Consider the following 12,330-nt stretch of genomic DNA (forward strand, 5'->3'; position numbering starts at 1 on the left):
CAACCGCAGGCTAACCGCAAAGTGCCGCCCGGGAGTTTTCCCGGGCGGCACTTTGGCGTCAGCGCCCGCCTGCCCCGCGGCCGCCGTCGTGCGTGTCCGGCCTTCCGGCGGCAACCCTCATGGCTGAAGTGCCGCTCCCGGACCGGAAACGCACCACCGGGTGCCGCGCAGTCCGCATGGCCCTGCCGGCCGCACGGAACGGCTTTCGGAGCAGCAGGCCCAGCCGACGGGTGACCGACGGGGGAAGCCACGCCGCGGCAAGGCGCCTGGGCATCGTGGCATTGGCCCGCAGTGAGGCTTCCACAGCTGTCACTCCGGCGGCGATGTCCGCACCTGCAGTGTTGGTGCGAAGGCTGCCCCCTTGGGCGCTGCCGGCGCTTTGGGTACCGCCATCATCGGGCCGGCCGTAGCGGTGGTGCTCGAACGCCGAGGTCAGTGACGCAACCGCGTCGTGCGCGTCCTGGTCCATGCCGCCCGGCTCGCCCAGCAGCGTTTCCCTGAAGCGGGCCGAATAGGCCCGGGGCGTTTCGCTGGCGGCGGCGGGCAGGCCGTAATCGGTGCCAAGGTCCCTGATCTCATTCCACGCCAGCGGCACAGCCTGTTCGGGGCGCTTTGGCCGCAGCCTGCGCGATCGGGTGCCCGCACGGACCAGGTGGGGAGTGGCCGCCAGGAGCACCAGGGCCGCAACGCCGGCGGCCCCAATGAGCCAGGGCATCAGTTCGGGGCCACCGCCGGTGCTGCTGCTCCCGGTGCCGGGAACGGCCTGGGCCGTGGTGCTCGGTGTCGGGGTGGGCGCCGGGGCGGTATCGGGGACGAGCCCGTCGTTGTTGCCCAGGGAGTCCGGGGCCGATGGCACTGATGCCTCAGTGGCGTAATCCGGGACCACGCCCCGGGAGGGTGTCGGTTCGAAGGGCACCCATCCCAGGCCCTGGAAGTACAGTTCCGGCCACGCATGGGCGTCCCGGGCGTCTGCCTCGTACTCCGGGAGGGCACCCTGCCCGGCCACTGTTACCGTGGCCCCCGTCAGCCTTCCGGGGGCATACCCCACCGCGATCCTGCTGGGAATTCCTTCCAGCCTGGCCATCACTGCCATCGCCGAGGCGTAGTGGATGCAGTAGCCGCTCTTTTGCTGCAGGAAGTCCGCCAGGACTGAGAGGCCGTTGCCGTCGTACCCGCCCTGCACCGGAGACTGCAGCGAGTAGGTGAACTCGGACGAGCGGAGGTACTTCTGGATGGCCATGGCCTTCTGGAAAGGCGTAGCTGCCGCTCCGGCAACCGTCTGCGCCGTGGTCTTGACGATGTCAGGGACATCGCCTGGAATCCTGGTGAAGATATCCGGGATGCCCCGTGCGGGCCCGGTGGACTGGGCCAGGAGTGCCGACGAGAGCTTGGGCACCGCCGAGGTCACCAGGTATTCCTGCCGCCGGGTTGTGGTGTCGGTGCCCTTGATGCTCAGGGTAGCGGGATCCCAGGTCCACTGGCCCCCCAGGCCGCGGACGGTTTCCGGGGCGTAGGGGACCGGCAAATAGGGGCTGGTGAAGGATCCGGCGTCGATGGCAGTGACCAGCCGCACCTGCTCGTCGGCCAGGACCGCGTAGCCGGGATCGATCCTGCCATCAAGGGGCACCCGGGATGCGGTGCGGTCGTCCGGTCCCCACGAATCGCCGTCGAAAGTGTCCACTGTGACGGACCTCAGGTACAGAGGAGTGGACGAGGTCGTGGCATAGGTGATCCTGCCGCTGCCGTCGGGGGCGCGAAGGCTGTTGCCCAGCGTGATCATCGGGTTGAGGCCGGTGGCAGAACCCCAGGGATTGAGCCTCGAACCCTGCGGGAAGGTGCCGCTGTCGAAGCCGGGAATGCCCAGGGGCAGCACCAGTGCGGCCGCCAGGGCCACGGCGCCGGTCAGTGCGGCACGCCGCACCAGGCCGGGGCTGCGCGCGGAACCGCCCTGCAACCTGCCGTCCGGGGCGAACCACTGGCTGCAGCCGAGGATGAGCAGGTATCCCGTTGCCGTGGCGATAAAACTCCAGACTCCTACGCTTTGGGGTTTGATCATGGCCGGCACCACCAGCAAGGCCAGCAACCCCGTTCCGGAGACCGCCGGCATCCCCAGGGGAACGGCGAGTGCGTCGACCAGGATGGCTGCCAGGCCCAGCACGGCACAAACCACCATCACGATCCCGGCATTGGGCGCCACCGGTGCGGTTTCGGACAGCACCGTCTCGCTGGCCCGCCGGACCAGCCGGTCCAGTTCGGGAAGGGTGGCGCCGGTGGGGACCACCCAGAGGAAACTGGAGCTGCGGAAGAACGTCAGCGTCAGGACGGCGGCCAGTGCTACGAATCCACCCGCCGTGACCAGCAGTGGCTGGGCACGGAGGGATCGCAGCGCGGCCTGGGTGAATGCCACCGCCAGCACGGTGGTCATCGCCGGCCAGAACCAGTTCCAGCCGCGGAGCACGCCGTTCAGGGACAGGGCAGCGCCGCAGACTGCCACTGCGATGGCTGCCGCCATGGCCCAGGGATAGAGGCCTGGCCGTGTCCGGCCAGTGGTTGGTTCGGGCTGTGGCTGCGCTTGGTGCCCGGTGCCTGTTGCCCGCGCCGGTGCCATGGTCATTTGGCCACCCCCGCTCCGCGCCCTGCCTCGGGTGCCGGAGGCGTCGGCAGGGCGGGGTCCTGGTCGAACTGGTTCCACACAGCAGCGAGCTGTGCCTTTGGCCCCACGGCCATTGCCCGCCATCCACCCTGCCGCAGCGCTTCGAGGACTTCCTGGTATTCCGCTGGCCGTTCCACCGCCACCAAGGCGATCGCGTTGGTGGCGTACGCAGCAGCAGGGGCCAGAGCGGCGGCCTCCTGGGCGGTGATGCGTCCCAGCACCGCGATCAGGGGTCCCCGCATCCGGTGCGCGGAGAGCCTGTCCATCAGGTGGTCATCGAATGCCGCCGGTTCCTGCTCATTGCCTGCCGCTGTCCGGATGGCTGGCGGCGCCACGCCCGGCTCCGCGTTCCTGCCGGCAATGTCCCGAAGCGTACCGTCCCGCCGCAGGTGGACTGTTCCGGACAGGTGGATTGCGGCCAGGCTTTCGGCAATGGACTGCAGGCCGGAGGTCCCGCTGAATTCTTCCGCTCCCGGTTCAGGGGAAGACGGCGAGTGGAGGAATGCCGGGTTTCCCCCGGTGTCCAGCAGCCGCAGGCTGTAGTTCCGCTCTGCAAGGTGCGCACTGATGGACATGGCGGCAACAACGGCCCACTCGAAGGTCCCGCTGGTGGCCAGGGCATGCCCGTCCTGGCCGGGTAGGCCGGGCATTGCCGTTCCGGTGCCGCCGGCGAACGCGCCGGAACGGTGGTCAAGGATGACAGTGGCCTCCGGCGTAGTGACGGATTCCTCCTGCCGGACCATCAGGGCCCCGTGCCTGGCGGTAGCGGCCCAGTGGACCCTCCGCATCGGGTCCCCGTGCCGGTATTCACGGGTCATGACATCGTCATCGCTGGGGTTTGCCCGGACGCGGGTGGCTGTGACGCCATCGTTGCCGCGCGCCCCGGCGAGCAGGGTGGAAGGAAGGACGACGGCGGCAGGCGTCACGGTGAGGATGTCGCCGTCGTCAATGGCCTGGCGGTGCAGCGCGAGCCCGAAGGGGTCGGTGAACTCGGCGGTGACCGGCCCGATCCGGTACTGGCCGCGGTGCCGTGAAGTGAGGTGGTACTCGTAGCGGCTGGTGCCGCCGGTGGCGGAACGGGACGGGAACCGGAAAGCCGGTGCGTGGCCAAACTGTGCCGGCAGCCGCTCCTCCATGGCCACCCTGCCGCTGCCCGGGCCCGACCGGGCGACGGCAAGGTGGACCACTGCCGGGGCCGAGGTTTCCACTGGGGAGGGATTGAACTCGCGGTAGACCCGGAACCGGGGTTTGACCAGCCGGACGCCGGCAAGGCAGATCAGTGGAAGCACCAGCAGGAGCAACGCCAGCGTCAGAAGGTCGCGGCGCCCCATGACCTGTGCCGCGGCCAGCGTGAAGGCGCCGGCTGCGAGCATGCCCCAGCCGCGCCTGGAGAACAGGTGCCGCGGAAGCTTTTCCAGCAGGGCCATGCTGGGGTCCTAGCGGTTCCTGCTGCCGGCGGCAGCAGCCCGGCCCGGTTGGCCGGGCTGGGCCTGCGGAACGGGCAGCCGGGAAAGGATGCCACGCAGGACACTGTGCGGCGTCTCGCCGGCGCCGGCGGCCTTCCGGTCCAGGATGATGCGGTGTGCCAGGACAGCTTCGGCAACGTCCCCCACGTCGTCCGGCAGAACGAAGTCGCGGCCGTCCAGCGCGGCCGTGGCCTTGGCGGCACGTAGCAGCTGCAGCAGGGAACGGGGGCTGGCGCCCAGCCGCAGCAGCGGGCTTTCCCTGGTGGCCCTGCCCAATGACACCGTGTATTCCTTTACCGGTTCGGAGACGTAGACCTGCTGGACGGTGGCGGTCATGGCCGCAACATCGGAGGCGGTGACCACGGGGGAGACGTGGGCCAGCGGCGAGACCGCCTGGTGGGTTTCCAGCATTTCGATCTCGGCGTCCTTGTCCGGGTACCCCATGGAAATGCGGGCCATGAACCGGTCCCGCTGGGCTTCCGGCAGGGGATACGTCCCCTCCATTTCGATGGGGTTCTGGGTGGCAACCACCATGAACGGCTCATCGAGCTTGTACGTGTTGCCGTCCACCGTGACCTGGTGCTCCTCCATACATTCCAGGAGGGCGGACTGTGTTTTGGCGGAGGCGCGGTTGATTTCGTCGCCAATGACAATGTTTGCGAACACCGCGCCCGGCCGGAACTCAAAGAGCCTCGAGGCCTGGTTGTAGATGGACACCCCGGTGACGTCCGAGGGCAGCAGGTCGGGCGTGAACTGAATGCGGCTGACGGTGCAGTCGATGGTCCGGGCGAGGGTCTTTGCCAGCAGCGTTTTGCCGACGCCGGGCACGTCCTCCACCAGCAGGTGCCCCTGCGCCAGGAGCACGGTAAGCGCCAGCTTGGCGGCCTCGGACTTACCGTCAATGACGGTGTTGACGGTTGTGAGGATGCGCTGCGCCGCGTCGTGGAAGGATGCGGAATCCATGGCCGGCGGCCGGTGCCCGTTCAGGTGGCTGACGGAATCAGGCACGTCGGCCAGGTTGAGGTTCGATGCGCTTGCATTGTTGGCAGTGCGTCGGTGCGGTTCCATCGGCAACCTTTCAGCCCGGGATTCACCTGGACGGGACAGCAAGCCTGCCTTCGCCCCTCGGTGGGCGTGCGCGTGTGTTCGTTCCAGACTACTAACACAACTGCCGCGGCTGACAGAGAGTTCCGGCAAATATGGGGGCGCCCGCCGCGGCTAGGCTGGGTGGATGTGCAATTCGTCGATTCCTGCCGCCTACCGGATGCCTGCCGTGGATGGAAGCACGGAGCCGGGAGCCGGACGCCGCAAGGATTTCCCACCGGCGCCGGAGCCCCTGCCCGTGCCGGTCATGGACAACCACACCCACCTGGACTTTCCGGAAGGAAAGGCGCCCGTGGGGATCAAGGCTGCCCTCGATGCGGCCGCGGCCGTGGGCGTCCAGGGCGCCGTGCAGGTGGGCTGCGACCTGGAGTCTTCGCGGTTCACCGTGGAAGCGGTGGACCAGGACACCCGGCTCCTCGGGGCTGTGGCCCTGCACCCCAACGACGCTCCGCAATATGCCGCCGACGGAGGGCTGGAGGACGCACTCGCCGAGATTGAACGCCTGGCCGCGCACCCGCGGATCCGTGCCATTGGCGAAACGGGACTGGACTTCTACCGCACGGAAGGGGAGGGGCTTCGGCACCAGGAATACTCGTTCCGCCGCCACATCGACATCGCCAAGCGGCTGGACCTCACCCTCCAGATCCACGACCGGGATGCGCACAGCGACGTGGTGCGGGTGCTGCAGGAAGAGGGAGCGCCGGAACGGGTGGTGTTCCACTGCTTCTCAGGCGATGAGGAACTGGCCAGGACCTGCAATAACCAGGGGTGGTGGATGTCCTTTGCCGGCACGCTGACGTTTAAGAACGCAGCCAACCTCCGTGCCGCGCTCGCCGTGGCGGACCGGCAGCTCATCATGGTGGAAACCGACGCCCCGTTCCTGACCCCGCACCCGCACAGGGGGCGGCCGAACGCCAGTTATATGGTGCCGTATACGGTGCGTGCCATGGCAGAATTGACAGGCTCCGATCTGGCCGGCCTCTGTACCGCAATCAGCGAAAATACCGTACGGGCATACGGATCCTGGACCTGACGGGCGCGCCGTTATCCCCTTCCTGCCGCATACCTGGTATGCAAAAATGTTGGCCGCTTTATAACGCTACGGTTACAGTGGAAAACTATTAGCCGGGGTCGGGGAAGGCCAGCGGGTAATTTCACTCCTTTCGCAGCCGGACCGGCCTGTCCAAAAGCCGGCCATGCCGGTGCGCGGAGTGTGGCGGCGCATTGGTGCCCGGACTGTCCTTTGCAGGCTTGTTCCGGGCAGTTCTCTGCGCGTTTCCCCGTGCCCGGATGGACCGAGAGTTACGGGCAATCGTGATCAAGTTCTTCACATCGGACGGCAAGTTCAGCTTTATCAAGGTTGGCGCCCAGCTGCTGGTGCTCTGCGGCCTGGTCGCAGGCCTCGTAGCCTTCGTGGGCAATAACAAAACAATCACGCTCAACGTGGACGGCCAAGCGTCGTCCGTGCAGTCCTTTGGCGGAACAGTGGCCCAGGTGGTCAAGAGTGCAAACCTTGACCTGAAGCCCGGCGACCGGGTGTCGCCTTCCCTCGATGCGACCGTCCAGAACGGTACCGTCATCAACATCAACCAGGCCAAAGAGGTCAAGGTCAGCCTGGACGGTGCCGAGAAGACCGTGAACACCACGGCCCAGGACGTCGAAGACCTGGTGACCGAGCTCGGCGTGGCCAGTGCCTCGTCCGTCTCCGCACCCAAGGATGCCACCCTGTCGCTGGCGGGCTCCTACGTTTCAATCTCCACGCCCAAGACCGTCAGCATCGTGGCCGACGGCAAGGTGAACACTGCCACCACCACCGCGCCGACCGTGGGTAAGGTCCTGGAGGACTCCGGGGTTACCCTCGGCGCCAATGACCGCTCCTCCCAGCCCGCCAACGCCAACGTGGTGAACAACATGGTCATCAAGGTCTCCCGCGTGGACACCAGCCAAACCGCCGTCACCAGTGAAGACGTGCCCTTCGAAACTGTTACCGCCGAAAGCGCGGACATGCTCAAGGGTGAGAAGGAAGTCACGCAGGCAGGCTCCGCCGGAAAGCTTGAGCGCACCTTCAAGCTGGTGCTCGTGGACGGACGGGAAGCTTCCCGCACTCTCGTATCGGAGAACGTGGCTGTCCAGCCGGTCACCGAAAAGGTCACCGTTGGCACCAAGGCCAAGCCTGCACCCCAGGCCGCGCCGGCCACCGCCGCAGCCGCCAACACCGGCGCGGCAGCACCGGCCATGATGAACGAGGCCATGTGGGACAAGATCGCCCAGTGTGAGTCCACCGGAAACTGGAGCATCAACAGCGGCAACGGCTACTACGGCGGCCTGCAGTTCGATATCCAGACCTGGATCGGCGCCGGCGGCGGTGCCTACGCTCCCAACGCCAGCCTGGCCACCAAGGCACAGCAGATCGACATCGCCAACCGCGTCTACGCGCAGCGCGGCCTGTCGCCGTGGGGCTGCGGCTGGGCGGCCAGCCGCTGATCCACTGATCATCAGGCAAGCAGAAAGTGTGGCCGGGCCCGGGTACTCCGGGGCCGGCCACTGCCGTTAACCGGGCAAAGCCAGAGGGCCGCGCGGGATAGGATACCTAGGTGACTGAACCGACTCCCGCCGTGCCCGCACCATTGTTCGGCGCCTCCGACATACGCCGGATGGCAGAGGAAATCGGGGTCAGGCCTACCAAGACGCTGGGTCAGAACTTTGTGATCGACGGCAACACCATCCGCCGGATTGTTGCCGCGGCGGGAGTTGGGCCGGATGAAACAGTCCTTGAGGTGGGTCCGGGGCTGGGGTCGCTCACGCTGGGACTGCTGGACGCGGCAGCGGCGGTTGTCGCCGTCGAAATCGATCCTGTCCTGGCCGCGAAGCTCCCCGATACCGTTAAGGAATGGCGGCCCCAGGCCGCCAACGCTTTCCACCTGGTGCACGCCGACGCCATGAAGGTCACCGAGCTGCCGGTGGAACCAACGGCGCTCGTGGCCAACCTGCCGTACAACGTTGCCGTCCCCGTGGTGCTGCACCTCCTGCAATATATCCCCAGCCTGCGTCACGGCCTCGTGATGGTGCAGGACGAGGTAGCCGACCGGCTGGCAGCCGGCCCCGGTTCCAAGACGTATGGAGTTCCCTCGGTCAAGGCCGCCTGGTACAGCCAGATGCGCAAAGCCGGCGTGATCGGCATGAACGTGTTCTGGCCGGCGCCGAAGATCCATTCCGGGTTGGTGGCCTTCACGCGCCGCGAACCACCGGCCACCACCGCCTCCCGGGAGCAGGTGTTCGCCGTGGTGGATGCCGCATTCGCGCAGCGCCGCAAGACCCTCCGGGCCGCCCTCGCCGGCTGGGCCGGGGGAGCGCCGGAAGCGGAGCGTTGCCTGCTCGCCGCCGGCGTGGACCCCACGGCACGCGGAGAGGTCATCGACATCGCCGCGTTCGCCCGGATTGCCGAAGCCAGGGAAAACCGCCCGTGAGCGCGGGACTTGAGAGGGCAGGCAGGGGGCGGTTCGCCGCCAGGACCGTCCGGGTCAAGGCGCCCGGCAAGGTCAACGTCTCCCTGGCGGTAGGTCCGCTCCGGCCGGACGGCTACCACTCGGTGGCCAGCGTCTATCTCGCGGTGTCCCTGTACGAGGAAGTGGCTGCCACCAGCACCGCTGCCCCCGGCATCACCATCAGCCTCAGCCCGGAAAGTACCCTGGACCTCGACGCCGTCGACATCCCCCTGGACAGCAACAACCTTGCCTACAAGGCCGCCGCCATCATGGCGGACGTGTCCGAACACGCCACCGGCGTGCACCTGGAAATCACCAAAAGGGTTCCGGTGGCCGGCGGCATGGGCGGCGGCTCCGCCGACGCCGCCGCCACGCTCCTTGCCTGCGATGCGCTCTGGAACAGCGGGCTGTCGCGCGAGGAACTGGCACACCTTGCAGCCGAACTGGGCGCCGACGTCCCCTTTTCGCTTCTGGGCGGAACCGCCGTCGGCCTTGGGTTGGGCGACGAACTGTCCCCGGCCCTGGCCAAGGCGCAGACCCACTGGGTGCTGGTGGTGGCCGACTACGGCCTCTCCACCCCCGAGGTGTACCGCACGCTGGACCGGCTGCGCGGTGACGAGGGAGTCGACGCCGAAGAACCCACCGGGGTTGATCCGCAGATCCTCGCGGCCCTGCGGGGCGGCGACGCCGAATCCCTGAGCCGCGTGCTGGTCAACGACCTGCAAAGGGCGTCCATTGAACTCTCGCCCGCGCTGCGCGATACGCTGGGAATCGGTGAATCCCATGGCGCGATCGCGGGCATGGTGTCCGGATCCGGCCCCACCGTGGCGCTCCTGGCAGATGACTCCGTGGCAGCCGAGGCACTGGCGGAGGACCTGCGGCGCCACGGCCTGACAGCGATCCCCGTCCACGGTCCGGTTCCGGGCGCGCGCATCATCTCCGACACCCTCCTTTAACACTTCCAGTCCGGCAGCAGAAAGCAGTTCCCTTTGGCACACCTTCTTGGCGGCGAGAACCTCACGGTTTCCTACGCAACCCGCACCGTCCTGGACGGCATCACCCTGGGGCTGGAGGAAGGCGACCGGATCGGCATGGTGGGCCGCAACGGCGACGGCAAGTCCACCCTGATGCGGCTCCTGGCCCTGCGCTCCACCCCCGACTCCGGCCGGGTCACCAAGCGCGGCGACGTCAACGTGGGCTACCTGGACCAGAGCGACGTGCTCGACGGCGACCTCACGGTGGGTGCCGCGATCGTGGGGGACCAGGCTGATTACGAATGGGCGCGCAACCCCCGGATCCGGGAGATCATGGGCGGCCTGGTGTCCGACGTCGACTGGCATGCGAACGTCCACGCTCTCTCGGGTGGGCAGAAACGCCGGGTGGCGCTCGCCAAGCTGCTCATCGAGGACCACGACGTCATCATGCTGGACGAGCCCACCAACCACCTCGACGTCGAGGGTGTGGCGTGGCTTGCCCGGCACCTGAAGACACGGTGGCGGGCCAACCAGGGCGCGTTCCTGGTGGTCACCCACGACCGCTGGTTCCTCGATGAAGTCTGCACCAAGACGTGGGAAGTCCATGACGGGATCGTGGACCCGTTCGAGGGTGGCTACGCCGCGTATGTCCTGGCCCGCGCCGAGCGTGACCGCATGGCGTCCGTGGTGGAAAGCAAGCGCCAGCAGCTGGTCAAGAAGGAACTCGCCTGGCTGCGCCGTGGCGCCCCGGCCCGTACGGCCAAGCCGAAGTTCCGCATTGAGGCAGCCAACGCCCTGATCGAGGACGTTCCCGCGCCCCGCGACTCCATGGCACTGAGCAAGATGGCCACCGCACGCCAGGGCAAGGACGTCCTCGACCTGGAAAACGTCTCCCTGAACTTCCAGGGCGGCGACGGCGGCCGGAAGCTTTTCGACAACATCACCCTCAGGCTCGCACCGGGGGAGCGCCTGGGCCTGGTGGGCGTCAACGGTGCCGGCAAGACCACGCTCCTGAAGCTGCTCAACGGTGAGGTCATCCCCGACGCCGGCAGGCTGAAGCGGGGAAAGACGGTGGTCACCGCCGTCCTCACCCAAGAGGTCAAGGAGCTCGACGACGTCGCGGACCTGCGCGTCATAGAGGTCATCGAGCGGGAAAAGCGTTCCTTCAACGTCGGCGGCAAGGAGTTCACGGCAGGCCAGTTGGTGGAGCAGCTCGGGTTCACCAACCAGAAGCAGTGGACCCCCGTGAAGGATCTCTCCGGCGGTGAGCGGCGCCGCCTGCAGCTGCTCCGGCTGCTGGTGGGCGAACCCAACGTGCTGATGCTCGACGAGCCGACCAACGACCTGGACACGGACACCCTCGCCGCCGTGGAGGACGTGCTGGACGGCTGGCCCGGAACCCTGGTGGTGGTCAGCCACGACCGCTACCTGCTGGAACGCGTCACCGACCACCAGATGGCACTGCTGGGCGACGGCAAGCTCCGCGGCCTGCCCGGCGGCGTAGATCAATACCTTGAGCTGCGCGAAGCCGCCCTTGCCGGTTCAACAGTGACCGGCGGCGGTAACCCGGTCACCAGCGCCGGACAGGCACAGGCTGCCAGTGGCGCCGGTAACGGCCCCTCCGAGGCCGAAAAGCGCGAAGCCCGCAAAGCCCTCAACAGGATTGAGCGCCAGCTCAAGAAGCTCGATCAAGAGGAAAAGAAGCTTCACGACCTGATGCTGAAGACCACCGAGGCCGGCGACTTCGACAAGCTCGCCGACCAGAACAAACAGCTCAAGGACCTCACCGACGAAAAGGACGCCCTGGAAATGGAGTGGCTGGAGTCCTCAGAACTCCTGGGCGACTGAGCCTTCTTCCCCCTGGTTCCTGTGCCCGGCGAGGTGACGTCGCCTCACGAGCGGGGAAGGGGGTTATCCGGCAGCATGCGTCAGAGGCGAGGAACGAGCCAGCATGCAGAGGATGACCTCCTGCGCCGCAGACGGAACCGGGCAGTCACACCTCCGACTGCAGCTCAGGTTCCTTCTTGAGGCCGGTCAGGCCGTTCCAGGCGAGGTTGACGAGGTGCGCGGCGACGGTGTTCTTATCGGGCTGGCGGCTGTCCTGCCACCATTGGCCGGTCATCGCCACCATGCCGACGAGCATCTGCGCGTACATCGCACCGTCGTCGCCGCTTAAGCCGCGGCGCGAGAATTCGTCGGAGAGGATGTGTTCCACGCGGGCGGTGACGTGGGAGAGCAGCGTGGAGAAGGCACCTTCGGGCTGGGACGGGGGAGCGTCGCGCATGAGGATGCGGAACCCCTCGGTGCGTTCCTCGATGTAGGTGAGCAGCGCGAGTGCGGCGCGTTCGACAAGGACGCGGGGTTTGGCTTCCTCGGTCAGGGCGGCGTTGACGGCGTCCAGCAGGATGTGGAATTCGCAGTCCACCACTTCGGTGTACAGCCCTTCCTTGGAACCGAAGTGTTCGTAGATGACCGGTTTGGACACTCCCGCGCAGGCGGCGATTTCCTCGATGGTGGTGCCGTCCAGCCCGCGGGCGGCGAAAAGGCCGCGGCCGACGTCGATCAGCTGGCTTCGGCGCTGCCGGCCCGTCATCCGCATCCGCGGAAGGTTGTTGCTCACCTTCCCATCATGCCCCACCGCCGGCGGC

General features: G+C 67.5%; 9 protein-coding genes. 5 read left to right on the top strand and 4 right to left on the bottom strand.

Going from position 1 to position 12,330, the window contains the following annotated elements:
- Positions 1–58 precede the first annotated feature (58 nt).
- The 3 genes from JCQ34_RS05975 to JCQ34_RS05985 are packed head-to-tail and all read right to left on the bottom strand — an operon-like array spanning position 59 to position 5,187.
- Complete coding sequence (locus JCQ34_RS05975; protein WP_286402870.1) at positions 59–2,614, bottom strand: DUF3488 and transglutaminase-like domain-containing protein; 2,556 nt, start codon at positions 2,612–2,614, stop codon at positions 59–61.
- Positions 2,611–4,080 carry a DUF58 domain-containing protein gene (locus JCQ34_RS05980; RefSeq protein ID WP_286402871.1) on the bottom strand — a complete coding sequence of 490 codons (1,470 nt, stop codon included), beginning with the start codon at positions 4,078–4,080 and terminating at the stop codon, positions 2,611–2,613. Before JCQ34_RS05980 ends, JCQ34_RS05975 begins: the two co-directional genes overlap by 4 nt.
- 9 nt (positions 4,081–4,089) lie before the next feature.
- Positions 4,090–5,187 (bottom strand): AAA family ATPase, encoded by a 1,098-nt coding sequence (locus JCQ34_RS05985; RefSeq protein ID WP_286402872.1) that lies wholly within the window; start codon positions 5,185–5,187, stop codon positions 4,090–4,092.
- A 163-nt stretch (positions 5,188–5,350) separates the two neighbouring features.
- Here JCQ34_RS05985 and JCQ34_RS05990 point away from each other — a divergent pair, with 163 nt between their 5' ends.
- The 5 genes from JCQ34_RS05990 (at position 5,351) to JCQ34_RS06010 (ending at position 11,530) form a co-directional block, all read left to right on the top strand.
- Entirely contained in the window at positions 5,351–6,256 is a 906-nt protein-coding gene (locus tag JCQ34_RS05990) for a TatD family hydrolase (RefSeq protein ID WP_286402874.1), read from the top strand.
- 281 nt (positions 6,257–6,537) lie between these two features.
- The gene (locus JCQ34_RS05995) at positions 6,538–7,707 is read left to right on the top strand and encodes a resuscitation-promoting factor (protein ID WP_286402876.1); all 1,170 of its coding nucleotides are present in this window, start codon (positions 6,538–6,540) and stop codon (positions 7,705–7,707) included.
- 110 nt (positions 7,708–7,817) lie between these two features.
- The gene (gene rsmA / locus JCQ34_RS06000) at positions 7,818–8,690 is read left to right on the top strand and encodes a 16S rRNA (adenine(1518)-N(6)/adenine(1519)-N(6))-dimethyltransferase RsmA (RefSeq protein WP_286402878.1); all 873 of its coding nucleotides are present in this window, start codon (positions 7,818–7,820) and stop codon (positions 8,688–8,690) included.
- On the top strand, positions 8,687–9,664 hold the full coding sequence (locus JCQ34_RS06005; protein ID WP_286402880.1) for a 4-(cytidine 5'-diphospho)-2-C-methyl-D-erythritol kinase: 978 nt from the start codon (positions 8,687–8,689) through the stop codon (positions 9,662–9,664). Before rsmA ends, JCQ34_RS06005 begins: the two co-directional genes overlap by 4 nt.
- Before the next feature lie 33 nt (positions 9,665–9,697).
- Positions 9,698–11,530: an ABC-F family ATP-binding cassette domain-containing protein gene (locus tag JCQ34_RS06010; RefSeq protein WP_286402882.1), complete on the top strand. Its 1,833-nt coding sequence runs from the start codon at positions 9,698–9,700 to the stop codon at positions 11,528–11,530.
- A gap of 145 nt (positions 11,531–11,675) precedes the next feature.
- Here JCQ34_RS06010 and JCQ34_RS06015 read toward each other — a convergent pair whose 3' ends face one another.
- Positions 11,676–12,302 carry a TetR/AcrR family transcriptional regulator gene (locus JCQ34_RS06015; protein ID WP_286402883.1) on the bottom strand — a complete coding sequence of 209 codons (627 nt, stop codon included), beginning with the start codon at positions 12,300–12,302 and terminating at the stop codon, positions 11,676–11,678.
- Positions 12,303–12,330 lie beyond the last annotated feature (28 nt).

It is taken from the genome of Pseudarthrobacter defluvii, from assembly GCF_030323865.1.
In the GTDB taxonomy this organism is placed as follows: Bacteria; Actinomycetota; Actinomycetes; order Actinomycetales; family Micrococcaceae; genus Arthrobacter; species Arthrobacter sedimenti.

Excerpts from the sequence above, each read along its gene's own strand:
- JCQ34_RS05975 (WP_286402870.1), bottom strand. The coding sequence starts at position 2,614 with ATGACCATGGCACCGGCGCGGGCAACAGGCACCGGGCACCAAGCGCAG.
- JCQ34_RS05980 (WP_286402871.1), bottom strand. The coding sequence starts at position 4,080 with ATGGCCCTGCTGGAAAAGCTTCCGCGGCACCTGTTCTCCAGGCGCGGC.
- JCQ34_RS05985 (WP_286402872.1), bottom strand. The coding sequence starts at position 5,187 with ATGGAACCGCACCGACGCACTGCCAACAATGCAAGCGCATCGAACCTC.
- JCQ34_RS05990 (WP_286402874.1), top strand. The coding sequence starts at position 5,351 with ATGTGCAATTCGTCGATTCCTGCCGCCTACCGGATGCCTGCCGTGGAT.